This is a genomic window from Kitasatospora sp. NPDC058032, assembly GCF_042885845.1.
Classification (GTDB): domain Bacteria; phylum Actinomycetota; class Actinomycetes; order Streptomycetales; family Streptomycetaceae; genus Kitasatospora.
In genome coordinates, this window is the sequence record NZ_JBHVRK010000019.1 from 56,680 (window position 1) to 77,983 (window position 21,304).

The following is a 21,304-nucleotide window of genomic DNA, read 5'->3' on the forward strand; positions in this document are numbered from 1 at the left end:
CTCGCACGCAGGACCGGCAACCCGCACCGCACCGCACCGCACCGAAGGAGCACACCGTGCCGCACCAGCTCACCTCGTCACCGTTCGACACCGACCTGTCCCGGCCACCCGCGAGCACCTGGACGGTGGAGTGCGAAAAACCGGTCCGCTACCAAGTGGCCGTCACCCCAGGCGTCCTGGACTTCGACAACACGGCGCTGGCCCGGGCCGGCGCGCCGGAGGGGGCGGACACCTCCCGCCGCTTCCTGGTGGTGGACGCCGCGGTCGGCCGGCTCTACGGCGACCGCATCCGCGAGTACCTCGACTTCCACCGGATCACCGGCCACCTGTGCGTCCTGGAGGCCACCGAGGAGAACAAAACCTCCGACGCCGTCTTCCGGATCTTCGACGAGCTGGACGCCTTCGGCATCGACCGGCGCCGGGAGCCCGTCATCGGCATCGGCGGCGGCGTCCTGCTCGACGTCGTCGGACTCGCCAGCAGCCTCTACCGGCGCAAGACCCCGTACGTGCGGGTGCCCACCACCCTGGTCGGTCTGATCGACGCCGGCATCGGCGCCAAGACCGGCGTGAACTTCGGCCGGCACAAGAACCGGCTCGGCACCTACGAGCCCCCGGCGGTCGCGCTGCTGGACCGCTCCTTCATCGCCACCCAGGAGGACCGGCAGATCAGCAACGGCCTCGCCGAGATCCTCAAGATCGGCCTGATCAAGGACCGGCGACTGTTCGACCTGCTGGAGGAGCACGGCGCGACGCTGCTCGCCGAGCGGCTGCAGGGCCGCTCCGGTGAGAGCGAGGCCGCGGCCCGCGAGGTGCTGCGCCGGGCCGTGCAGGGAATGCTGGAGGAACTCCAGCCCAACCTCTGGGAGCAGACGCTGGAGCGCGTCGTGGACTACGGGCACTCGTTCAGCCCGTCGATCGAGATGGCCGCGCTGCCCGAACTGCTGCACGGCGAGGCGGTCGCCGTGGACATGGCGCTGACCACGCTGGTCGCCGCCCGGCGGGGCCTGGTCACGCCGGCCGACCGCGACCGGATCATCGGCGTGCTGCGGACGCTGCGGCTCCCGGTCTGGCACCGCTTCTGCGAGCCCGGCCTGCTGTCCGAGGCGCTCGCCGAGACGGTCCGGCACCGGGACGGCGCCCAGCGGCTGCCGCTGCCGGTCGGCATCGGCTCCGCGGTGTTCGTCAACGACCTCACCGACGAGGAACTCGCCGGCGCGGCCGAGGAACTGGCCGTCCTGGGCACGGCCGCCACCGGCGGCCGGGAGGGGGAGGCGGCCCGATGAAGTACCAGAACCTCTTCCTGGGCGGGGTGGGCTCCCACTACCCCGAGCCCACCCCGGTCGACGAGGCGGTGGCCGACGGCCGGTACGACCCGGCGGTGCGGCGCCGGACCGGACAGGTGAGCGTCGCCATCGCCGGCGAGCAGGACTCCCAGCCGGACATGGCGGTCGAGGCCGGTGCCGCCGCGCTGCGTCACTCCGGCCTGCGGGCGGAGCAGTTCGGACTGCTGCTGCACGCGGTCGCCGGCTACAGCGGACTGGACGGCTGGAACGCGGCCTCCTACCTGCAGCACCGGGTGCTCGGTGGCCACGGCGTCTCCTTCGAGGTCCACCAGCTCTCCAACGGGGCGGTCGGCGCCATGGAGCTGGCCGCCGCCTTCCTCGCCGCCGGCCCCTCGCGGGAGGCCGCGCTGATCACCGCGTCGGACCGATTCGCGGAGCCGGTCTGGGACCGCTGGACGGCGAGCCCCGGCCTGGTCTTCGGCGACGGGGCGAGCGCGGCCGTGCTCACCCGCCACCCCGGGTTCGCCCGGGTGCTGTCGATCGCCACGGCCAACGACCCGGAGCTGGAGGGCATGCAGCGCGGGAACCTGGCGTTCCGGCCCAATCCGGATCCGGCCCACCACCCGGTCAGCCTGAAGGCCCGCACCCTGGAGTTCGCGAAGCTGATCGGCCTGGACGAGATCACCGAGCGGATGGCCACCGGCCTGCGGCGGGCGGCCGGGACCGCGGCCGCGGAGGCCGGCATCGCGATCACCGACGCCGACCACGTGCTGACCCCCAACTTCGGCCGGGAGCTGCTGCACGACGAGTGCCTGGACCCGCTGGGCGTGGCGCTGGAGCGCACCACCTGGCGGTGGGGCCTGCGCACCGGGCACGTGGGCGCGAGCGACCAGTTCGGCGCGCTCGACCACCTGCGCCACGAGGGTGCGCTCGTGGCCGGGCAGCGGGTGCTCCTGGTCGGCGTCGGCGGCGGCTTCAACTGGACCTGCGCCGTGCTGGAGATCCTCGACGAACCGACCGGGGCCGGGCGGTGAACCGGCCCGCGCTCCGCTGAGGGGAGGGCCGCGGACGTGGCCGCGGACGTGGCCTCAGCCGGCGGGCCAGGAGGCCATCGCCAGCTCGGCGACCGCCGCCAGGTCCGCCGCCGAGGCCCCGTCCCTGGCCTGCTGGGACATCCCCTGGACGACGGTGGCGTAGTAGACGGCCAGCGCGTGGGCGTCCGTCCCCGCGGGGAGGCGCCCGGCCGCGACGTCCGTCTCGACGCGTTCCCGGAAGCCGTCCAGGTTGGAGCGCCGCAGCTCCCGCATCGCGTCGGCCACGTCGTCGTCCTTCGGGGAGACGTTGGTGGTGGCACTGATCACCAGGCAGCCGGCCGGGTGCTCGGGATCGGTGTAGACGGCGGCCGCCTCGCGCAGGACCCGGGCGAAGGCCTCGCGGGCGGTCGCCTCCTCCTGGAGGGCGACCGCCACGAAGCTCCCGAAGCTCTGCCCGTACGTCTCGACGACCTCGTCGAAGAGCGCGCGCTTGTCCCCGAAGGCGGAGTACAGGCTCGGCGCGTTGATCCCCATCCGCTTGGTCAGCTCGGCGACCGAGGTGCCCTCGTAGCCGTACTGCCAGAACAGCATGGTGGCCTGCCGGAGCGCGGCCGCACGGTCGAAGGTGCGGGGTCTTCCTCGGGCCATGGTCGTCCACCTTTTTTGTACTGTTCGCTAAGGAAGGTAATGGCATGGTTGCACAGATGCTGCCCGCGCCGCCCGTGCGCAGTTGGTACGCCACGGTGCTCTGGTGGGACCTCACGGACTCGGCACAAACCGTCGAGTCGCTGCTCGGGCGGTTGCGCCAGGGCCCGGAGCCCTCGCCGGAGGGCGACGGCGCCGGCCGCTGGCTGTGGGACCGGGCGGGCAACCGGTGGGGGCGCGTGGTGCTCTGGGACCCGCTGGAGGGACCGGCACGGCCCGACGGCTGCCCGGCCACCGAGCTGATCGGCTACCCGCCGACCGACTGCTGGTCCTTCGAGCTGGAGGCGGGCCCGTCCCTGGACGCGCCCGAGGGCCTCGCGGCCGGTCAGGAGGCCGGCGGCCGCTCGCCGGGGGTGTAGCGCAGCCGGGCGACCACGGTCGCCGTCCGCCCGTCGATCGAGGCCAGGTCCAGTGCCTGGCCCATCTCCCGGTCGAACAGGGCGCGGGCCTCCCGGGCGGTCTCCTTGCCCTGCTCGGTGATCCGGGCGAGCACGCCGCGCCGGTCGGTCTCCGAGACGCCCCGGCTCACCAGGCCCTGGCCCTGGAGCCGCCCCACCAGACGGCTGGCCGAGGACTGGTTCAGACCGAGCGCCTCGGCGAGCTGCTGGATGCGCAGCCCCTCGGGCTCCGCGGCGGCCAGTGCGTTGAGCGTCTGGAACTCGCTGAGGCTGATCCCGGCCTCACGGGTGAGCCTGCGGTCCACGGTGGTCCCCACCTCGGCGACGAGCACCGCCAGCTGGTTCCACAGCTCGATGTCGCTCTCGCGTCGCTGTCCCATCGACGACCTCTTACCTCTCCGGCGGCTCCGGCACGCCACTGGCGTACCGCTCCGCTGCGGGGCCGCCGTCCACCCTATGCATTCACATGCAGTTCCGAGGCAGCAGGAAACGGACATCAACAGTACCGCAGGACAACCGGCCGGTGCAGTGCGCGCGGCGCCCGCCCGGCCGGCGGCCCCCGGCCGGTCACACCGACAGCAGCAGCTTCCCGCGCACCCCGCCGGCCTCCAGCCGGGCGTGCGCCGCGGCGCCCTCGGCGAGCGGCAGGACGTCGGCGATCCGCAGCGTCAGCACGCCCTTCTCGACGAGACCGGAGACCTCCGCGAGCCGCTCCCCGTCCTCCCGGGCGAAGCAGGTGGACACGGTGATGCCGCGCTCCGCCGCCGGCGGGTCGGGCACGTACACCGTGACCGCCCGCCCGCCGTCGCGCACCGCGCCCAGCACCCGGCCGGGATCGCCGGTGGTCGCCAGCAGCGCGTCCGCGACACCGGCGGGCACCGGGGCGTCCGCCGGGAGCACCTCGGCCGCGCCGAGCTCCCGGGCCCGCCGCTCGTCCCCGGGCCGCACATGGGCGATCACCCGCAGCCCCAGCGCGCTCGCGAGCTGCACGGCGAACCCGCCGACCGCGCCCACCGCGCCGCTGACCAGCAGGGTGGAGCCGGGCTCCGGCGCGAGCTGCTCCAGCGCCTGGTGCGCGGTGAGCCCCGCCAGCGGCAGCGCGGCCGTGTCGGCCAGGTCCGTGTTCCCGGGCGCGAGCGCGGCGGCGGACGCGTCGAGGACGACGTACTCGGCGCAGGTGCCGATACCGGTGGCCAGCTGGCCGATCATCGCGATCACCCGGTCGCCGGCGGCGAACCGGGTCACCCCGCTGCCGAGCGCCTCCACCGTGCCGGACACGTCCCAGCCCGGCACCAGCGGGAGCGGGTGGCCGATGTGCTCGGCCAGCGCGCCGGAACGGGTCAGCAGATCGACCGGGTTGACGGCGGCGGCGGCCGTGCGGACCAGGATCTGCCCCGGTCCGGGCTCCGGCACGGGCAGCTCGGAGAGGGTGAGCACCTCGGGGCCACCGTAGACGGGGATGACGAGCGCGCGCATCGGCGAGTCCTTCCAGGAGAGAGCGATCCGCACTGCGGATTGCATGCAGTAGCAACTATTTAGTGAGGGTCGCGAGCCTGTCAACCACGCGACGCCACGGACTTTTGTTCGACTACTTGCTTGCGAACGCATGGACTTGCTGGCTATGTTGACCACGTCGTCACCGATCAGCCCCCGGGAGGTACCCACGATGTCCAAGGCGCCAAGACCGGACCCCGCGGCGGTCCGCGGCACCCGCCTGCCATCCCTGACCGGACTGCGCTTCATCGCCGCCGCGATGGTCTTCCTGCACCACGGGATCTGGGTGAACCTCTTCGCCGACACCGGGTTCGCCGGCCTCTACCACGACCTCTTCATCAACGCCGGGCACGTCGGAGTGTCGTTCTTCTTCGTCCTCAGCGGCTTCGTCCTCACCATGGCCCAGCGGTCGGGGGACACCCTGCGGGGGTTCTGGCGGCGCCGGCTGGTGAAGGTCTACCCGAACCACGTCGTCGGCTTCCTGGTCGCACTGGTGGTCATCGGCCAGAGCGTCCAGTGGAACCAGGTCCTGCCGAACCTCTTCCTGGTGCACTCCTGGGTGCCCAGCTACGACGTGCTCTTCAGCGCCAACCCCCCGAGCTGGTCGCTGGCCTGCGAGGCCTTCTTCTACTTCGCGTTCCCGTGGCTGGCCCGCTGGATCGGGCGGATCCGGGCCGACCGGCTGTGGTGGTGGGCGGGCGGGATCGTCGCCGCGGTGGTCCTGGTGGCCGTGGCCGCCCAGGTCCTGCTGCCGGCGACCCCGGGCATGGCCGACGGCCAGCCGATCGGGCTCTACCAGTTCTGGGCGGTCTACGCCCTCCCGCCGGTCCGGGCGCTGGACTTCGTCCTCGGCATCGTCATGGCGCGGATCGTCCTCTCCGGCCGCTGGATCGCCATCGGCCCGCTGACCGCGGTGATCGCCTTCGTCGCCGCCTACGCACTGGCGATGCGGCTGCCGTACGTCTACGGGCTCGACGCGGCCACCCTCGTCCCGCTCGCCCTGATCGTTCCGGCCGTGGCGGCCGGCGACCTGGCCGGGAAGCGGACGGTGCTGCACAGCCGCCCGGCGATCTGGCTCGGCGAGATCTCCTTCGCCTTCTACCTCCTGCACGTCCCGCTGCTGATCTGGCTCCGCGCCCGGCTCGGGACCAGGCTCTTCGACACCCCGCAGGCGCTCGCCCTGCTGCTCCTGGGCCTCGCGATCACCGTGGTGGCCTCCTGGCTGCTCCACACCCTGGTCGAACAGCCCATGATGCGGCGGTTCAGCCGCCCCCGGCGGACGGCCCCGCCGGCCCCGGACGCGCCGGCCCCGGCCCTGGCCGCGGCCCACGACAGCGGCCGGTGAGGACCTCCGCACCCCGCGGAACCCGGCCCGACCACAGCTTCCCCGTCGCTCCATCCCGGTTCGCCACCCAGCGCAAAGGAAGAACATCATGACCAGCTCACTCTCCCGCAGACGGTTCATGGCACGGTCGGCCGCGATCGGCGGAGCGACCGCGGCTGCGGGGCTTGCGGGGGGCATCGCAGTCGCCGACACGACGTCGGTCGCGACGATCACGACCGATCCGGTCTTCGGACCGGTGACGGTCCTTCCGGCCGACGGCCGCTTCCCCGACGTCCGCACCGGCGCCAACCAGCGGTTCGTCGGGACCCCCGACTACGTCCGGCTGACCGGCACCACCGCCCAGGTGGTCGCGGCGGTCCAGGAGGCCGTCACCGCCGGCAAGCGGGTCGCGGTCCGCAGCGGCGGCCACTGCTACGAGGACTTCGTGGCCGGTTCGGACGTGAAGGTCGTCATCGACATCTCGGAGATGAACGGGATCTCGTACGACAGCACCCGGCAGGCCTTCGAGGTCGAGGCCGGCGCCCGGCTCGGCCAGGTCTACGACAAGCTGTACAAGGGATGGGGCGTCACGGTCCCCGGCGGGGCCTGCCCCTCGGTGGGCATCGGCGGCCACCTGCCGGGCGGCGGCTACGGCGCGCTGTCCCGGCAGTACGGCCTGATCGTCGACTACCTCTACGCCGTCGAAGTGGTGATCGTGGACGCCTCCGGCATCGCCCGGAGCGTGATCGCCACCCGGAACCAGGGCGATCCGCACCGCGAACTGTGGTGGGCCCACACCGGTGGCGGCGGTGGGAACTTCGGCATCGCGACCCGCTACTGGCTGCGCTCGCCGGACGTCACCGGCACCACCAGCAGCACCAACCCGGCCACCCTGCTGCCCAAGCCGCCGTCCACGGTCTGGATCAGCACGGTCAACTGGGCCTGGTCCAGCCTGTCCAAGGCCGCCTTCACCCAGCTGATGACCAACTACGGCCAGTGGCACGAGGCCAACAGCGCCACCAACTCGCCGTACTGCGCGATGTTCAGCGAGCTCAAGCTCCCGCACCAGTCCGGCGGATCGATCAGCCTCACCGTCCAGATGGACGCGTCGGGCGCCAACAGCCAGCAGATGCTGGACAGTTACATCGCGGCCTTGGGGGCCGGCGTCGGCGTCGCCCCGGTGGTCGTGGAGGAACGGCTCGTCCCCTGGCTGCACGCGACCCAGTGGGGCGGATTCACCGGGCCCGACCCGACCTACCGGTTCAAGGGCAAGCCCGGGTACCAGCGCAGGGCCTTCACGGCCGTCCAGATCGACGCGATGTACCGCAACCTGACCCGCACGGACTACTTCAACCCCGGTGCGCTGATGCTCATTTCGGCGTACGGCGGCCAGGTGAACCGCTGGTCCTCCACCGACACCGCGGTGGCCCAGCGGGACTCGATCCTCAAGGTCCAGTGCGCGGCGCTGTGGACGGACCCCGCCCAGGACGGCGTCCACCTGGCCTGGCTGCGGCAGTTCTTCCGCGAGCTGTACGCCGAGACCGGCGGCGTGCCCGGCCTGAACGTGGCCACGGACGGCATGTTCATCAACTACGCGGACGCGGACGCCCGTGACCCGCAGTTGAACGCCTCGGGCATCCCCTGGCAGCGCCTGTACTACAAGGACAACTACCCGCGGTTGCAGCAGGTCAAGGCCGTCTACGACCCGAGGAACGTGTTCCGGCACGGCCTTTCGGTCGAGCTGCCGGTCTGACCCCGGTTCGGCCGGGAGTCCGGGCTCCCGACCCATCTTCCCCAACTTGCTTGCGATTGCATGTAGCGACCGCTACATTAATCCCATCGCCCACCACGAACGGAAAGGCACCGAATCACCATGACCGCCACCAAGAAGCTCGCCGGCAAGACCGCCCTCGTCACCGCCTCCTCGCGCGGCATCGGCCGGGCGACCGCCCTGCGCCTGGCCGCCGACGGCGCCCAGGTCGCGGTCAACTACCACAGCGACGCCGAGTCCGCCCAGGCCGTCGTCACCGCGATCGAGTCGGCCGGCGGCCGGGCCATCGCGATCCAGGGCGACATCGGCGTCCCGGCCGACGTCGAGCGGGTCTTCAAGGAGACCGTCGCGGCCTTCGGCTCGCTGGACATCCTGGTCAACAACGCCGGCATCGGCGCCATCGGCGCGCTCGCCGAGGTCGGCTCGGACCTCCTCGACCGGGTCATCGACGTCAACTTCAAGGGCACGTTCTACGCGATCCAGCAGGCCGCCCGTCTGCTGAACGACGGCGGCCGGATCATCAACATCTCCACCGGCTACACCAAGCAGCCGTTCCCCGGCTTCGGCGTCTACTCCGCCACCAAGGCCGCCGTCGAGGCGCTCGGCCTGGCCGCGTCGAAGGAGCTCGGCGCCCGCCAGATCACCGTCAACTCGGTGCTGCCGGGCCTGGTCAACACCGACCAGACCGCCCCGATCCGCGACCAGTTCCCGGCCGTCGCCGGCATGACCCCGCTGGGCCGGGTCGGCGAGCCCGAGGACATCGCCGATGTCATCGCCTTCCTCGCCTCCGAGGACGCCCGCTGGATCACCGGCCAGGTCATCGCCGCCGCCGGCGGCCTCGCCTGACCGCTCCCCCGCAGCACCGGCACGCACCGCGGCCCGGTCCCCCGGAACCTCCGGGAGACCGGGCCGGTCGCATGCCCGGGGCGAGGGCGGGGGAACGCCGACCGTTCCGGCCTACGCCCGAGTGGGCCGCCAGGGGCTCGAACCCTGAACCTACGGATTAAAAGTCCGCAGCTCTGCCAATTGAGCTAGCGGCCCGTGGCCCGGCCGGGATGGTGGCGGGCCGCCGTGATCCTACCCGGTGGGGTAGGGCTCACGCGTGGCTGTCCGGTGGGTGGTTCGTGCGGTGGGCGGTCGGTGGGCGGTCGGTCCAGTGGGCGGCGCGGACACGGCGGAGCCAGGCCTCGGCGGGGCGGTCGTCGGGGTGGTCGGGGAGGACGCCGGGGTGGTCGAGGCGCTCGGTGGCGGCGGCGAGCAGGCCCTCGGCGCGGGCGGGGTCGTCGGCGATGCGCTCGCCGAGGTCGCGGACCCGCTCCGGGTCGGGCAGCCGGACCAGGTTGTGGCCGGCCTCGTGCAGGTGGACGGCCTGTTCGAGCAGCCGGACCAGGTGGCGGGCGTGCTTGGCGGCGCGGGCACGGGTGGCCGGATCGGCGGTGTCCCGGGTCCGCAGCTTGCGGAACTGCTGGGTGGCGTAGCCGAGGTAGGCGGTGCGCACGGCCCGGGCGCTCAGGAAGGAGCGGCGGATCGCGATCAGCTCCTCGCCGAGCGGGGTGCGCACCTCGTAGAGGTCGTCGGGCAGCCAGACCAGTTCGGAGGCGGTCGGGTTGCAGCGCAGGGCCAGCCGGCACCACTTGGCGGCCTCGTGCAGGGTGCGGTCCGGGGCGGTGGTGACCTGGGACTCGACCGGGAGCCGCAGGCCGTGGAAGTCCTCGGTCGGGGCGGCGAACAGGCCGAGCCGGTCGAGGTCGGAGCCGGCGTGTGCCAGCCCGTAGGCGGTGGAGCCGACGATGCCGGAGAGCAGCACGGTGCCGGGGGTCGGCGCGGTGCCGGGCGGGGTGGACATGGCGGGGCTCCTCTCGTCGGACGGTCCGTCAGCAGGTCCGTCAGCAGGTCCGGAGGAGTGAGTCTGCCGGGCGGGGCCGCGCCGGGCGAGCGAATTCCCGGGGCCCCGACCCGGGACGCGGCGGGCGGGTAGGGTACGGAGCATGTCGACAACGAACGGTTCCGAGCAGCCCGACGTCGTTCTGATCACCGGTGCCGGGCGCGGCATCGGTGCCGCCACCGCACTGCTGGCCGGGCGGCGCGGCTACCGGGTGTGCGTCAACTACCGGGCGGACGAGGCCGCCGCCGCCTCGGTGGTGGACGCGATCCGGGCCGACGGCGGCACCGCGCTCGCCGTCCGGGCGGACGTCACCCGCAGCGCCGAGGTGGCCCGGCTGTTCGACACCGTCGACGCCGAACTCGGCCCGCTCACCGCCCTGGTGAACAACGCCGGCACGCTGGAGCGGCAGGGCCGGCTGGAGGACATCGACGAGGAGCGGCTGAACCGGATCTGGGCCGCCAACATCACCGGCCCGTTCCTGTGCGCCGCGCAGGCCGTCCGCCGGATGTCCACCCGGCACGGCGGGCGCGGCGGTGCCATCGTCAACGTCTCCTCGGCGGCCTCCCGGCTCGGCTCGCCCAACGAGTACGTGGACTACGCGGCGGCGAAGGGGGCCGTCGACTCGATGACCCGCGGGCTGGCCCTGGAGGTCGCGGCCGAGGGCATCCGGGTCAACGCCGTGCGTCCGGGCCTGATCCACACCGACATCCACGCCCTCGGCGGCGAGCCCGGCCGGGTCGACCGGGTCGCACCCCATCTGCCGATGCGCCGCGGCGGGCGGCCCGAGGAGGTCGCGGAGGCGATCCTCTTCCTGCTGTCGCCGGCCTCCTCGTACTCCACCGGCGCGTTCCTGGACGTCTCCGGCGGCCGCTGAGCACCACGGGGAACAGGGCCCCCGGCGAAGATCGAAAGGGCCGGTCTCTTCCTTCCCCTGGCCCGGTCCGCGACCGTACGGTGGTGGCCATGACCGACGACGTGCAGTCCGCCTTCATCGACATCCCCGGCGTGCGCAACTTCCGTGACGCCGGGGGCGTCGGTGCGCTCCGCCGGGGCGTGCTGTTCCGCTCCGGCTCCTTCCACACCCTCACGCCCGAGGGCGCCCTGCGCCTCAAGGCCCTCGGCCTGCGCACCGTCATAGACCTGCGCAGCCGGCACGAACTGGACGCCTTCCCGGACCTGCGGCACGACCTCGACCACGAGGCGCTGCACCTGCCCACCCTGCCCGCCAAGCCGGAGGAGTCCGCGCGCCCCTGGCCGGAGGACCAGGTCGACCTCTACCCGTTCATGGCCTCCACCGCCGGCCCGTCGCTGGTCGCCGCGATCCGCCGGCTCGGCGCCCCCGGCACCCTGTCGGCCGTCGTCCACTGCGCCGTCGGCAAGGACCGCACCGGCCTCACCATCGCCGTCGTCCAGTCCCTGCTGGGCGCCTCCGAGGCCGACATCACCGCCGACTACCTGCTCTCCAACACCGGCCTGGGCCTGCTGGACGGCCCCACCCCGTACCTCGACGAGACCGGCGCCGAGCGGCTCTCCCGCCCGGTCTCGGCGGAGCTGCTCGTCTCCTCCTTCGCCTGGATCCACGACGAGCACGGCTCCGTCCCCGCCTACCTGCACGCCCACGGCGCCACCGAGGCCGACCTCGACGCCCTCCGCACCAACCTGTCGGCGTAGCGCGGGAGCCGGGCGCGGGTGAAGCGATGAAGCGGGGGGAACTGCTCGACGTCCTGTGCCGGCTCCGGCAGGCGAACACCGGCGGGGTCCGGGCCCCGCACAAGCCGCTGCTGCTGCTCTGGCTGCTCGGCCGGCACGCCCGGCTGGGCAGCAGCCTGGTCGGCTACGCGGAGGCCGAGGAACCGGTCAGCCGGCTGATCAACGACTTCGGGCCGGCCGTCGGCCGCGTGACGGCCGTGCAGCGGGCGGCGATGCCGTTCGTCCGCCTGGAGCGGAGCCTCTGGTCGCTCCGCGACGCCACCGGGCGCGAACTCGACGCCAGGGACGTCCGGGAGAGCGGCGCGGCGCTGCGCGGGGTGGGCGCGGTGGGGCGGCTGCGGCCCGAGGTCGAGCGGCTGCTCACCGAGGACCCGTCGGCCGGGCCGATCGCCGTCCGGCTGCTGCTCGACCGGCACTTCACGCCCACCCTGGAGGCGGCGATCTGCGAGCAGGCGGATGTCGAGCTGCCGGACCTGGGCATCGCCGACCTGGGCGGCGGCGACCTCGGAGGACGCGACCTCGGAGGACGCGACCTCGACGGCGGCGATCCGGACGCCGGTGCCGCCCCCGACCCGGTGTTCCGGCTGATCCGACGGCGGGTGCGGGCCGCCGGGTTCGCCGCCGACGTGCTGCGGGCGTTCGACCACGCCTGCGCGTTCTGCGGGTACGACGGCCGGCTCGGCCGCCACCCGGTCGGCGTCGAGGCCGCGCACATCCGGTGGCACAGCCAGGGCGGCCCGGACGTCCTGGCCAACGCCTTCGCGCTCTGCTCGCTGCACCACGCGCTGTTCGACTTCGGCGTGCTCGGGGTGACCGAGGACCGCACCGTCCGGATCTCCCCGCACTTCCGGACCGACTCGCCCGCCGGCGAGGCGGTCCGGGCCCTGCACGACCGACCGGTGCCGCACCCGCACGGCCGACCGGCCGCACCGCGCGCCCACGACTTCCTGCGCTGGCACGACCGGTCGGTCTTCAAGCACGACGGGTACCGGCTGGACTGACCGGTCGGTCGGCCCGGGTCAGGGCCGCCGCTCCAGGCGCCACCACTGGGTCGGGGAGTCGACGTCCTCCCACTGGTGGACGGGGGCGGTGGGGTCGTCGGTCGGGGCGGTGAGGGGCTTGCCGCTGATGAAGCTGGTGAGGGTGCAGGTGCCGGGGTCGTCGACGTGGTGCTCGACCAGCCACTCCTGGGCACCGAAGGCGTTGGCCGACCACTGCTGGACCGGGACGCCGTCGTCGGTCGCGGCGCCGGTGACATCCAGCCGCTTGCCGCCGGCGACGTTCTCGACGTGGAACAGCGCGCCGCCCGGGTGGACGGCGGTCAGCCGCCAGAGCTGGGCGTCCGAGCCGTCCTCGGCGGCGAGCAGCACCTTCACGCCGCTGCGCCGGCTGCCGCCGGGGACCTCCAGCAGCAGGCCGGTGGCGACGTTCCGGATCCGGTAGAGGCCGTCGGTGATCTCGTGCTCGGTCACCGGGCGAGTCTCTCACCCGGTACTGACAGCCCCTATGCTGCGGCGAATGGTGCTCGACCCTCACTCCGCGCAGGACGGCCGCCCCGGCGGGCCGTCGGGCCGTCAGCAGACCGCACTCGAACGGGCGGTGGGCGCCCTGGAGGCGGCCGTGGCCGGCCTGGCGGACGGCCCCGACGGGGGTGAGCACTTCGATGCGGCGCTGCGCCGGGTGGGCGGACTGCTCGGGCCCGCCGGGGAGGCGGAGTCGGCGGCGGTCGGGCCCCGGCTGGCGGCGCTGCTCACGGACACCCCGGCGTTCCCCCGCGCGCACCTGGCGATGATGGTCGGCGCCTGCGTGGAGCGCGGCGCCGACCCGGCGGCCTGCGCCGACCGGGTGCTCGCCGGGCTGCGCGAGGCGCTGACCGGGGCGCTGCTGCTGATCGACCGGTGGGCCGACGGCGACGCGGAGGACCTGCCGGACCCCGACCGGGACGACCCGGGCCGGGCCCACGCCCGGCTCCTCGGGGACGGGCGGACGGACGGGCACGGGCACAGGCGGATGGCCGGGTGGCACGCCCACCGGGCCGTGGCCGGCTGGTGGACCCTCGAGCTGTGGCAGCGGGCCGCGTTCGCGCTCTGCACGCACGCCGCCGTGCGCCGGGCGGCCCGGGCCGACGGCGTGACCGACGTGCTCACCGAGCTGATCGACCGGTACCGCGAGCGGTCCGAGCGGCATGACCTCAAGGGCCTGCGGTACCTGGCCGCCGCCCTCGACGACGAACCGCTGCTGGTGCTGCACCGCCCGAGCGGCACCGGCTACCTGCTGCGGATGGACGGCCTGACCGACAACTTCCAGTTGCACACGCTGCTCGCCGAGGCGCTGATCGGCGGCGGTCACCTGCCCGGCAGCCGACCCGACCCGGAGGTGGTCGCGCTCAGCCGCACCCGGTGGCTGGAAGGGCGCCGGTTCATCGCGACGGGCGCGTTCAACCTGGTGGCGCCGGACGGCGGTTGGATCTGGAACGAGGGCATGCCGGAGGACATCCCGGTGGTGGGCGGCGTGCGGACCCTTGTCCTGGACCCGCAGCCGTACGAGCGGAGCTGGGCGGCCGGGCGGTTCGTCGAGCAGGTGCCCGGCGACCTGCGGCTGGAGCGGGTCCTGGCGCCGGAGGAGGCCGCGGCCCGGCTGGCGGCCGTCGCGCCCGCGCTGCCCTTCGAGCGGGCGGTGCGGTAGCGCGGGGCGGCGGGGCCGGGGGCCGGGGCGGGCCGGCGCGGGCGGCGGGTTATCGTCGGAAGCCCCGGGGAAGCCCGGGGAATCCCGAGAACCCGCCGCGGATCCGCACCGGATCCGCCGAGGAGTGGAGTCGACGATGGCGAGGATCCCGAACGCGCTCGCGAGCACCGCACCGGCCGCGCTGACCGCGGCGAGCGGTCTGGTCGGCGGCTACGGCGTCGCCCGGTGGACCGGGAAGCGACAGCTCGGCGGTGCCGTGCTGGCCGTGGCCGGCGCGGGTGCCGCCGCGCAGTGGCACCGGCGCTCGGGAGCGCCCGCCGCGGCGGCGCTGACCGGACTGTACGTGGCGGCCTTCGGCGGCTCGCACCCGCTGGCGAAGAAGATCGGCGCCTGGCCGTCCGTCTTCGCCGTCACCGGGGTGGTGACGGCCGCCTCGGTGGTCACTTCGACCCTGGTGACCCGAAAGCACCGGTGATCCGAAGGGCCCGGTGATCCGAAGGGCCCGGTGACCCGAAGGGTCCGGTGGCCCGCGAACACCCGGGACGTCAACCGCCGAACCGCTGCTCGAAGGCGGCCCGGTTCGGCGAGACCGGCGTCCGGTCCCAGACCGCGAAGACCACCCGGTCGAAGGCCGCGCCGTAGCGGGCCAGCGCGTGCTCGAAGGCCTGCGCGACCTCGGCCGGGTCGTTGCGGAACACCCCGCAGCCCCACGCCCCGAGCACCAGCGCGCGCACCTCGTGCCGGGCCGCCGCCGCGAGCACCCGCTCGGCCCGCTCGGCGAGCACGCCCCGCACGTCCACGCCGCCCGGGGTCCGCAGCGCCAGTTGGCCGGCGTTCGGCGCCGGCGAGGTCAGGAACGTGACGCCGTACGGGCGCGCCAGCAGCCCGCCGTCCTCGCCCCGGACCACCGGCACGTCGGGCGAGACGATCACCCGGTGGCTGTACCGGAGGTCGGTCGAGGCCCGGTGCGCCTCGTAGTAGTCCGGCGCCTCCCGCAGGCAGGTGTACAGCAGGGCGCTGCGGCAGAGGTCCTCCTCCTGGGCGCGGGCGCCGCGCAGGTAGCCGCCGCCGGGGTTCCGCGCGGAGGCGAAGTTGAGCACCCCGACCGGGCCGGCGCCCGCCTCGACCAGCCGGTGGGCCGCCTGGACGCTGCCCTCGGCCGTCACCTCGACGGCGGACGCCGCCACCGGACCGGGGCCGCCCGCCGCGACCAGGGCGTCCAGCCCGGCCGGGTCGTACGACACCGTGCCGGCCCGCGCCGCCGCCAACTGCTCCGTCAACTCGACGAGTTCGCCCCCGCTCGCACGGTAGCTCCCCCGCTCGGCGATGCCCTCGTTCACCACCGCCACCTGCGTTCTGCTGCTCATGCCGCCGACGGTAGGCCAGGGCGGGCACACCGCGCCACTGGTTATTCTCGGCCACAGAACAACCGGAAGGGGCGGGCTGGCGAACGGCGGGGCGCGAACGGCGACGGGCCCGCCCCACCGAAGTGGAGCGGGCCCGTCGCGGGTGCGTCAGGGGCGACCCGACGTCAGGTACTGCGCGGCGTCAGTTCTTCCAGCGCGGCTTGCGGTCGTCGCGGTTGAAGCCGGAGTTGAAGCCACCGGAGCGGCCACCGCGGTCGTCACGGTCCCGGTTGAAGCCACCGGACTGCGGACGGCCGCCGGAGCGGTGGTCGTCACGGCGGGCGAACGGACGGTTGTTGCTGCCGCCACGCTCGTCGCGGTCGCGGTTGAACGAGCGGTCGCGGTCACCGAAGGAACGGGCCGGACGGTCGCCGAAGGAACGGCCGCCGCGGTCGTCGCGGTCGCGGTTGAACGAGCGGTCACGGTCACCGAACGAACGGCCACCACGCTCGTCGCGGTCACCACGGTTGAAGCCACGGTCACGGTCGCCGAAGGAACGGCCACCACGCTCGTCACGGTCACGGTTGAACGAGCGGTCACGGTCACCGAACGAACGGCCACCACGCTCGCGGTCGCCGAACGAACGGCCACCACGCTCGTCACGGTCACGGCCGACGGAACGGCCACCGCGGTCGTCGCGGTCACGGTTGAACGACGGACGCTCGGTGCGCGCCTCGCGGTACGACGGCGCGCGCTCCTCGGTCACCGCGGCGGCCGGCTCGGCCGCGGCCGGGGCGGCGGTCTCGTCGGCGGCGGTCGCGCCCTCGGTCTCGGCCTCGGCGGCCGGGGCCTCGTCCTCGATGCCCAGCTCGGCCCGCTCGCGCGCGGCCCGCGCCGACAGGCGGTCGGCCTCGTCGCGCAGCTCGGCGGCGCGGCGCTGCGCGCGCTCCAGCTGGCGGGTCATGTCGGCGACCTCGCGCTCGGCGGCACCGGCGATGTTGGCCGCGCTCTCCGCCTGGACCTCGACCAGCGAGCGGGCACCGGTGATCCGGGCCACCTCGGCGTCGAAGGCGTGGTCGAGGATGTGACGGCCGGCGTCGACGCCTGCGTCCTCCATCAGGCGGAAGACGCCGCGGCGCTGGTGCGGCAGCACCAGGGTGACGACGGTGCCGGAGCGGCCGGCGCGGGCGGTGCGGCCGGAGCGGTGCAGGTAGTCCTTGTGGTCGCCGGCCGGGTCGACGTTGAGCACCAGGTCGATGCCGTCGACGTGGATGCCGCGCGCGGCGACGTCGGTGGCGACGACGACGTTGACGTAGCCGTCCTTGAAGTCGCCGAGCACCCGGGTGCGGGCGCCCTGGGTCATGCCGCCGTGCAGCGCGTCGGCCTTCACACCGGCCTCGACCAGCTGCTCGGCGACGCGGTCGGCGCCCATCTGGGTGCGGACGAAGATGATCGTGCGGCCCTTGCGGGCGGCGATCGCGTTGGTGATCGGCGCCTTGTCCTTGGGCTTCACCACGAGGATGTGGTGGGTCATGGTGGTGACGGCGCCGGCCGACGGGTCGACCTCGTGGGTGACCGGGCTGTTCAGGTAGCGCTTCACCAGGGTGTCGATCTCGTTCTCCAGGGTGGCGGAGAACAGCAGGCGCTGGCCGCCGGCCGGCACCTGGTCGAGGATCTCGGTGACCTCGGGCAGGAAGCCCATGTCGGCCATCTGGTCGGCCTCGTCGAGGACGGCGACCTGGACGTCGTCGAGCTTGGCCGAGCCGCGGTTGATCAGGTCGCGCAGGCGGCCCGGGGTGGCGACCAGGACGTCGACGCCGCGCTCCAGCGCGTAGATCTGGTTCGACATCGAGGTGCCGCCGCAGACGACCTTGAGGCGCAGGCCGAGCACCGAGCCGAACGGCTCCAGGGCGTCGGCGACCTGCATGGCCAGCTCGCGGGTCGGGACGAGGATCAGGCCGCGCGGGTGCTTGGCGCGGGTGCGCTCGCCGTCGGACAGGCGGGTCAGCAGCGGCAGGCCGAAGCTGAGGGTCTTGCCGGAGCCGGTGCGGCCGCGGCCCAGCACGTCCTTGCCGGCCAGGGCGTCCGGGATGGTCGCGGCCTGGATCGGGAACGGGGTGGTGACGCCGCGCTTGGCGAGGGCGCGGACGATCTCGTCCGGCAGGCCCAGGTCGCCGAAGGTGATGGTCGGCTCGGCCTCGTCGGCCTCGTCGGCCTCGTCGGCGGCAGCGTCGGTGTCGGTGTCGGTGTCCTCGACGGCGTCGACGGCGTCGACGGCGGCGATCAGCTCGGCGTCGGCCTCGGCGGGGGCGGTGGTGGCATCGGCGGCGGACTCGCTCGCGGGCATGGCGAAGCGGGCGTCGTCAACGAGAGACATGCAAAACCTTCCGGAAGTGGCACGCGCCAAAGTCCGGGGTTCTGTTTCACAACCGCCTCTATGCGGTCAGCCACGGATCGCCGGAACGCGCCAAGGGCGCCAGATGGGAATAGGGCGCCAGTCAAATGGATCAAACGAACGATCTACCACCATAGAGGAGCCTGGGGATCGGAGGCAAATGCGCTGGCCAGGCTGTGGATCGGGGCTCAGTGGCCGCCCGGTGCACCGGAGCTGGTGGGCGCGGTGACGCTCGGGGCGGAGGTCGGCTCCGGGGCCGTGGTGGCGGTCGGGGCAGGAGGCGTGGTGTGGCCGGGTTCCGGGGAGGACGCGTGCCCGGTCGGGCTGGCCGCCGGGGCGGGCGCCGTCGAGCCGCCGGAACCGCCGGTTCCGCCGCCCGCGGTGCCCCCGGCCCCGCCGGAGGGGTGGCCGGTGCCGCCCGCGCCGCCGCTGCCCGCCGCACCCCCGGCCGCTCCGCCCGTGCCGGTGCCGCCGGCGCCCGGACGGGGCGCGGGACTGGCGCTCGCGCCCCCTGCGGTGCCGGTCGTGCCGGGCGCGGCCTCACCGGGGGCTGCCGCCGGCACCGGCTCCACACCGGCGGGCGCGCCCATCGCACCGCCCCCGCCGTTGCCGCCGCCCGCACCCGCCGCACCGACCGCACCGCCGACCGACTCACCGGGCGCCGCGTTCATCCCCCCGGTGGGCGCGCTCTGGGCCTGTGCGCCCGCCGCACGCTCCGACCGCCCCGCCGCACCCCCCGGGTGCCCACCGCCGCTCGGCGAGGCCGACGGGGTCGCCCCCGGCCTGGTCGGCGTTCCGACCTGGCCGACCGGCACCACACCGCGCTTCTCCTCCGCACCCGGCCCGACCGACATGCAGCCGGTCAGCCCCAGCCCGGCCACCGCCAGCACCGCCGCGCCGCGCACCACGGCGCTCCGGACCACCGCCGTTTCCCGCTCCGTCACCGCACGCACCACCCGCACCGCACGCATCGCCGCCACCGAGTCCCTCTCCTGCACCCGCCCCGCCCGGACCGCCCACCCACCGCGCACGGCCACCCTTGCGGGTGTCCAACGCGCCGGCCGGGCTCCCGGACACGGGTGGGGCCCCGGAAGCACCCGGACGGGCCCCGGAACGCCGCGCTCAGCCCCAGAGCGCCGAGGCCAGCCCCGCCCCCACGTACGCCGCCGCCAGGCCCGCCGCGACGCTGCCCGCCACATTGGCCAGCGCGTACCGCCCGGCCCCGCTCCCGGTCAGCCGCAGCGTCTCGTACGAGAAGGTCGAGTACGTGGTCAGCGCACCGCACAGCCCGGTCCCGAGCAGCAGCTGGACGTGCGAGGACGCGGCGCCGACCGCCACCGCCCCGGTCACCAGCCCGAGGACCAGACAGCCGGACACGTTCACCACGAAGGTCCCCCACGGGAACACCGAGTCGTGCCGGGACTGCACCGCCCGGTCGGTCAGGTACCGCAGCGGCGCGCCGACCATCGCGCCCGCCACCACCAGCAGCCAGTTCACGCCCCGCCCTCCCCCGTCGCCGGGCCCGACCCCGTCGCCGACCCGCCGGCCCGCCCGGCGTACCGGAGCACCTCGCACCGCTCCAGGGTCACCAGCCCCTCCACCGCCAGTTCCCCCAGCTCGGGCAGGAACGCCCGCACCCGCTCCTCGGTGTCCACGATCACCACCGCCACCGGCAGGTCCTCGCTCAGCGACAGCAGCCGCGCGGTGTGCACCATCGAGGACGCGCCGAACCCCTCGACCCCCCGGAACACGCTCGCCCCGGCCAGCCCGGCGGCCCGCGCCCGGTGCACGATCTCGCTGTACAGCGGGCGGTGGTGGCACCGGTCGTTCTCGCCGACCAGCACGGTCAGCCGCAGCGCCGGCCCGCCCAGCCGCGAATCCGCCGCACCCGTCTCCCCGCTCACGCCCGCCTCCCGGCCCCGCGCAGCAGCAGACGGCGTGTCACCGCGGCCGCCGCCCAGACCGCCGCCATCGCCGCCACCAGGGTCAGCCCCAGGTACGCCAGGGCCGGTCCCGGCCGCCCCTCCTCCAGCAGCCGGCGGATGTCCACCGCGTACGTCGAGAAGGTGGTGAACCCGCCGAGCACGCCGGTGCCGAAGAACGGCCGCAGCAGCGGATGGGCCGGCCGGCCCTCGGTGACCACCACCAGGAAGACCCCGATCACGGCGCACCCCACCACGTTCACCAGCAGCGTCGTCCACGGGAACGCCGAGGGCCCGGTCGTCCACAGCAGCCCCGCGCCGTACCGGGCGCTCGCGCCCAGCGCCCCGCCGACGGCCACCACGGCCACCGCCGGCCCCTGCCCGCGCAGCACCGGCGGCCGCCGTCGCACCGCACCGGCCGCCGCACCGTCCACCACCACGTCCTCCGAGGTCGCCACAGCCCCATGAAACACCGGCCCCGACCGCCTGGCACACCGTCATCGCAGACCCGACAATGAACCGGTGGAGATGACCCGGGAAGAGTTCGAGGTACTGGTCGCCGACGCGCTGGACCGGATCCCGCCGCAACTCGCCGCGATGATGGACAACGTCGCCGTCTTCGTCGAGGACGAGCCCGACCCCGCCGACCCGGAGCTGCTCGGCCTCTACGAGGGAACCCCGCTCACCGAGCGCGGCGAGTGGTACGCGGGCGTCCTGCCGGACCGGATCATCGTCTACCGCGGCCCGACCCTGCGCCTGTGCGACGACCGCGAGCGCGTCGTCGAGGAGGTCCGCACCACGGTCATCCACGAGGTCGCCCACCACTTCGGCTTCGACGACCACGAACTCGACGAGCTCGGCTGGTCCTGACCCCCGCCGCCCGCCCGGCCGAAACCCGTTTTGGCGTTCGGCCCGACATCCCATATGCTTCTCGACGTCCCCGAACGCTGGAAACAGCCGGACAGGCCGCAAGCCCTCATCGTCTAGTGGCCCAGGACGCCGCCCTTTCAAGGCGGTAGCACGGGTTCGAATCCCGTTGGGGGCACGCAGTACCGTAGTAAAGTGTTGTGCCGCAAGACCTGAAGTGGTTCGCCACTCCTAGGTCCCGTGGAGCAGTTGGTTAGCTCGCCACCCTGTCAAGGTGGAGGTCGCGGGTTCAAGTCCCGTCGGGATCGCTCGTCTCGCAAGAGACGGTGCAGTACGGCCAGGTAGCTCAGTTGGTACGAGCGTCCGCCTGAAAAGCGGAAGGTCGCCGGTTCGACCCCGGCCCTGGCCACAGGAGCCTGAAAAGGCGGAACGGCCCCGGAGAGATTCTCTCCGGGGCCGTTCGCGTTGCAGGTCCTTCGCGTTCT

The 21,304-nt window shown here is 74.1% G+C and carries 23 protein-coding genes and 4 tRNA genes; 15 read left to right on the forward strand and 12 right to left on the reverse strand.

Annotated features, from left to right (window positions below):
• Positions 1–56: 56 nt before the first annotated feature.
• On the forward strand, positions 57–1,283 hold the full coding sequence (locus tag ACFVUH_RS26855; protein WP_387915782.1) for a sedoheptulose 7-phosphate cyclase: 1,227 nt from the start codon (positions 57–59) through the stop codon (positions 1,281–1,283).
• Positions 1,280–2,317: a ketoacyl-ACP synthase III family protein gene (locus tag ACFVUH_RS26860; protein WP_387915784.1), complete on the forward strand. Its 1,038-nt coding sequence runs from the start codon at positions 1,280–1,282 to the stop codon at positions 2,315–2,317. Before ACFVUH_RS26855 ends, ACFVUH_RS26860 begins: the two co-directional genes overlap by 4 nt.
• Positions 2,318–2,371: 54 nt before the next feature.
• On the opposite strand, the gene ACFVUH_RS26865 is transcribed toward ACFVUH_RS26860, so the two are convergent.
• Positions 2,372–2,965: a TetR/AcrR family transcriptional regulator gene (locus ACFVUH_RS26865; RefSeq protein ID WP_355366966.1), complete on the reverse strand. Its 594-nt coding sequence runs from the start codon at positions 2,963–2,965 to the stop codon at positions 2,372–2,374.
• A gap of 44 nt (positions 2,966–3,009) precedes the next feature.
• Here ACFVUH_RS26865 and ACFVUH_RS26870 point away from each other — a divergent pair, with 44 nt between their 5' ends.
• Positions 3,010–3,381: a hypothetical protein gene (locus ACFVUH_RS26870; RefSeq protein WP_387915786.1), complete on the forward strand. Its 372-nt coding sequence runs from the start codon at positions 3,010–3,012 to the stop codon at positions 3,379–3,381.
• Here the strand turns inward: ACFVUH_RS26870 and ACFVUH_RS26875 are convergent.
• Together ACFVUH_RS26875 and ACFVUH_RS26880 are read right to left on the reverse strand one after the other, a co-directional pair.
• Positions 3,348–3,800 (reverse strand): MarR family transcriptional regulator, encoded by a 453-nt coding sequence (locus ACFVUH_RS26875; protein ID WP_355366972.1) that lies wholly within the window; start codon positions 3,798–3,800, stop codon positions 3,348–3,350. The genes ACFVUH_RS26870 and ACFVUH_RS26875 overlap by 34 nt on opposite strands.
• Positions 3,801–3,987: 187 nt before the next feature.
• Positions 3,988–4,941 (reverse strand): NADP-dependent oxidoreductase, encoded by a 954-nt coding sequence (locus ACFVUH_RS26880; RefSeq protein WP_387915788.1) that lies wholly within the window; start codon positions 4,939–4,941, stop codon positions 3,988–3,990.
• Between the two features lie 145 nt (positions 4,942–5,086).
• On the opposite strand from ACFVUH_RS26880, the gene ACFVUH_RS26885 reads away from it, so the two are divergent.
• From ACFVUH_RS26885 to ACFVUH_RS26895, 3 genes are all read left to right on the forward strand, one after another.
• The gene (locus tag ACFVUH_RS26885; RefSeq protein ID WP_387915790.1) at positions 5,087–6,259 is read left to right on the forward strand and encodes an acyltransferase family protein; all 1,173 of its coding nucleotides are present in this window, start codon (positions 5,087–5,089) and stop codon (positions 6,257–6,259) included.
• A gap of 88 nt (positions 6,260–6,347) precedes the next feature.
• The gene (locus ACFVUH_RS26890; RefSeq protein ID WP_387915792.1) at positions 6,348–7,991 is read left to right on the forward strand and encodes an FAD-binding oxidoreductase; all 1,644 of its coding nucleotides are present in this window, start codon (positions 6,348–6,350) and stop codon (positions 7,989–7,991) included.
• 120 nt (positions 7,992–8,111) lie between these two features.
• Entirely contained in the window at positions 8,112–8,855 is a 744-nt protein-coding gene (locus ACFVUH_RS26895; RefSeq protein ID WP_355366981.1) for an SDR family oxidoreductase, read from the forward strand.
• A gap of 122 nt (positions 8,856–8,977) precedes the next feature.
• Here ACFVUH_RS26895 and ACFVUH_RS26900 read toward each other — a convergent pair.
• Positions 8,978–9,050, reverse strand: a tRNA-Lys gene (locus ACFVUH_RS26900).
• A gap of 55 nt (positions 9,051–9,105) precedes the next feature.
• Positions 9,106–9,855 (reverse strand): DNA polymerase beta superfamily protein, encoded by a 750-nt coding sequence (locus tag ACFVUH_RS26905; RefSeq protein ID WP_387915793.1) that lies wholly within the window; start codon positions 9,853–9,855, stop codon positions 9,106–9,108.
• A gap of 142 nt (positions 9,856–9,997) precedes the next feature.
• Here ACFVUH_RS26905 and ACFVUH_RS26910 point away from each other — a divergent pair, with 142 nt between their 5' ends.
• From ACFVUH_RS26910 to ACFVUH_RS26920, 3 genes are all read left to right on the forward strand, one after another.
• The gene (locus tag ACFVUH_RS26910; RefSeq protein WP_387915795.1) at positions 9,998–10,768 is read left to right on the forward strand and encodes an SDR family oxidoreductase; all 771 of its coding nucleotides are present in this window, start codon (positions 9,998–10,000) and stop codon (positions 10,766–10,768) included.
• 89 nt (positions 10,769–10,857) lie between these two features.
• Positions 10,858–11,565, forward strand: coding sequence for a tyrosine-protein phosphatase (locus tag ACFVUH_RS26915; protein WP_387915797.1), 708 nt, complete (start codon positions 10,858–10,860; stop codon positions 11,563–11,565).
• Between the two features lie 26 nt (positions 11,566–11,591).
• Positions 11,592–12,605, forward strand: coding sequence for a phosphorothioated DNA-binding restriction endonuclease (locus ACFVUH_RS26920; protein WP_387915799.1), 1,014 nt, complete (start codon positions 11,592–11,594; stop codon positions 12,603–12,605).
• Positions 12,606–12,623: 18 nt separating this feature from the next.
• On the opposite strand, the gene ACFVUH_RS26925 is transcribed toward ACFVUH_RS26920, so the two are convergent.
• Positions 12,624–13,076, reverse strand: a complete 453-nt coding sequence (locus ACFVUH_RS26925) for an RICIN domain-containing protein (protein WP_355367023.1) — start codon at positions 13,074–13,076, stop codon at positions 12,624–12,626.
• 46 nt (positions 13,077–13,122) lie between these two features.
• Between ACFVUH_RS26925 and ACFVUH_RS26930 the strand changes: the two genes are divergently transcribed.
• Both ACFVUH_RS26930 and ACFVUH_RS26935 read left to right on the forward strand, forming a co-directional pair.
• On the forward strand, positions 13,123–14,289 hold the full coding sequence (locus ACFVUH_RS26930; RefSeq protein WP_387915801.1) for a hypothetical protein: 1,167 nt from the start codon (positions 13,123–13,125) through the stop codon (positions 14,287–14,289).
• Positions 14,290–14,425: 136 nt separating this feature from the next.
• The gene (locus ACFVUH_RS26935; protein WP_387915802.1) at positions 14,426–14,764 is read left to right on the forward strand and encodes a hypothetical protein; all 339 of its coding nucleotides are present in this window, start codon (positions 14,426–14,428) and stop codon (positions 14,762–14,764) included.
• Between the two features lie 70 nt (positions 14,765–14,834).
• Here the strand turns inward: ACFVUH_RS26935 and ACFVUH_RS26940 are convergent, their stop codons facing one another.
• The 6 genes from ACFVUH_RS26940 to crcB (ACFVUH_RS26965) form a co-directional block, all read right to left on the reverse strand.
• Complete coding sequence (locus ACFVUH_RS26940; protein WP_387915804.1) at positions 14,835–15,656, reverse strand: TIGR02452 family protein; 822 nt, start codon at positions 15,654–15,656, stop codon at positions 14,835–14,837.
• Positions 15,657–15,837: 181 nt separating this feature from the next.
• On the reverse strand, positions 15,838–18,012 hold the full coding sequence (locus ACFVUH_RS26945) for a DEAD/DEAH box helicase (protein ID WP_387915806.1): 2,175 nt from the start codon (positions 18,010–18,012) through the stop codon (positions 15,838–15,840).
• A 206-nt stretch (positions 18,013–18,218) separates the two neighbouring features.
• Positions 18,219–19,010: a hypothetical protein gene (locus ACFVUH_RS26950; protein ID WP_387915808.1), complete on the reverse strand. Its 792-nt coding sequence runs from the start codon at positions 19,008–19,010 to the stop codon at positions 18,219–18,221.
• 142 nt (positions 19,011–19,152) lie between these two features.
• Positions 19,153–19,527 (reverse strand): fluoride efflux transporter CrcB, encoded by a 375-nt coding sequence (gene crcB, locus ACFVUH_RS26955; RefSeq protein WP_387915810.1) that lies wholly within the window; start codon positions 19,525–19,527, stop codon positions 19,153–19,155.
• Positions 19,524–19,934, reverse strand: a complete 411-nt coding sequence (locus tag ACFVUH_RS26960) for a DUF190 domain-containing protein (RefSeq protein WP_387915812.1) — start codon at positions 19,932–19,934, stop codon at positions 19,524–19,526. Before ACFVUH_RS26960 ends, crcB (ACFVUH_RS26955) begins: the two co-directional genes overlap by 4 nt.
• On the reverse strand, positions 19,931–20,410 hold the full coding sequence (gene crcB / locus ACFVUH_RS26965; RefSeq protein ID WP_387915814.1) for a fluoride efflux transporter CrcB: 480 nt from the start codon (positions 20,408–20,410) through the stop codon (positions 19,931–19,933). The genes ACFVUH_RS26960 and crcB (ACFVUH_RS26965) overlap by 4 nt, the downstream gene beginning before the upstream one ends.
• 70 nt (positions 20,411–20,480) lie before the next feature.
• Between crcB (ACFVUH_RS26965) and ACFVUH_RS26970 the strand changes: the two genes are divergently transcribed.
• From ACFVUH_RS26970 to ACFVUH_RS26985, 4 genes are all read left to right on the forward strand, one after another.
• A complete protein-coding gene (locus tag ACFVUH_RS26970) occupies positions 20,481–20,822 on the forward strand; it encodes a metallopeptidase family protein (protein WP_355367122.1) in 342 nt (113 codons plus the stop codon).
• Between the two features lie 102 nt (positions 20,823–20,924).
• Positions 20,925–20,997, forward strand: a tRNA-Glu gene (locus tag ACFVUH_RS26975).
• A 56-nt stretch (positions 20,998–21,053) separates the two neighbouring features.
• A tRNA-Asp gene (locus ACFVUH_RS26980) sits at positions 21,054–21,127 on the forward strand.
• A gap of 27 nt (positions 21,128–21,154) precedes the next feature.
• A tRNA-Phe gene (locus ACFVUH_RS26985) sits at positions 21,155–21,228 on the forward strand.
• The last annotated feature ends 76 nt before the right edge of the window (positions 21,229–21,304 follow it).

What these genes read in the sequence shown, in the direction of transcription:
- ACFVUH_RS26880 (WP_387915788.1), bottom strand. Translation starts at nt 4,941, where the DNA reads ATGCAATCCGCAGTGCGGATCGCTCTCTCCTGGAAGGACTCGCCGATG.
- ACFVUH_RS26915 (WP_387915797.1), top strand. Translation starts at nt 10,858, where the DNA reads ATGACCGACGACGTGCAGTCCGCCTTCATCGACATCCCCGGCGTGCGC.
- ACFVUH_RS26945 (WP_387915806.1), bottom strand. Translation starts at nt 18,012, where the DNA reads ATGTCTCTCGTTGACGACGCCCGCTTCGCCATGCCCGCGAGCGAGTCC.
- ACFVUH_RS26875 (WP_355366972.1), bottom strand. Translation starts at nt 3,800, where the DNA reads ATGGGACAGCGACGCGAGAGCGACATCGAGCTGTGGAACCAGCTGGCG.
- ACFVUH_RS26895 (WP_355366981.1), top strand. Translation starts at nt 8,112, where the DNA reads ATGACCGCCACCAAGAAGCTCGCCGGCAAGACCGCCCTCGTCACCGCC.
- ACFVUH_RS26860 (WP_387915784.1), top strand. Translation starts at nt 1,280, where the DNA reads ATGAAGTACCAGAACCTCTTCCTGGGCGGGGTGGGCTCCCACTACCCC.
- ACFVUH_RS26885 (WP_387915790.1), top strand. Translation starts at nt 5,087, where the DNA reads ATGTCCAAGGCGCCAAGACCGGACCCCGCGGCGGTCCGCGGCACCCGC.
- ACFVUH_RS26890 (WP_387915792.1), top strand. Translation starts at nt 6,348, where the DNA reads ATGACCAGCTCACTCTCCCGCAGACGGTTCATGGCACGGTCGGCCGCG.
- ACFVUH_RS26870 (WP_387915786.1), top strand. Translation starts at nt 3,010, where the DNA reads ATGGTTGCACAGATGCTGCCCGCGCCGCCCGTGCGCAGTTGGTACGCC.
- ACFVUH_RS26905 (WP_387915793.1), bottom strand. Translation starts at nt 9,855, where the DNA reads ATGTCCACCCCGCCCGGCACCGCGCCGACCCCCGGCACCGTGCTGCTC.
- ACFVUH_RS26935 (WP_387915802.1), top strand. Translation starts at nt 14,426, where the DNA reads ATGGCGAGGATCCCGAACGCGCTCGCGAGCACCGCACCGGCCGCGCTG.
- ACFVUH_RS26920 (WP_387915799.1), top strand. Translation starts at nt 11,592, where the DNA reads ATGAAGCGGGGGGAACTGCTCGACGTCCTGTGCCGGCTCCGGCAGGCG.
- ACFVUH_RS26930 (WP_387915801.1), top strand. Translation starts at nt 13,123, where the DNA reads ATGGTGCTCGACCCTCACTCCGCGCAGGACGGCCGCCCCGGCGGGCCG.
- ACFVUH_RS26910 (WP_387915795.1), top strand. Translation starts at nt 9,998, where the DNA reads ATGTCGACAACGAACGGTTCCGAGCAGCCCGACGTCGTTCTGATCACC.
- ACFVUH_RS26865 (WP_355366966.1), bottom strand. Translation starts at nt 2,965, where the DNA reads ATGGCCCGAGGAAGACCCCGCACCTTCGACCGTGCGGCCGCGCTCCGG.
- ACFVUH_RS26940 (WP_387915804.1), bottom strand. Translation starts at nt 15,656, where the DNA reads ATGAGCAGCAGAACGCAGGTGGCGGTGGTGAACGAGGGCATCGCCGAG.
- ACFVUH_RS26970 (WP_355367122.1), top strand. Translation starts at nt 20,481, where the DNA reads ATGACCCGGGAAGAGTTCGAGGTACTGGTCGCCGACGCGCTGGACCGG.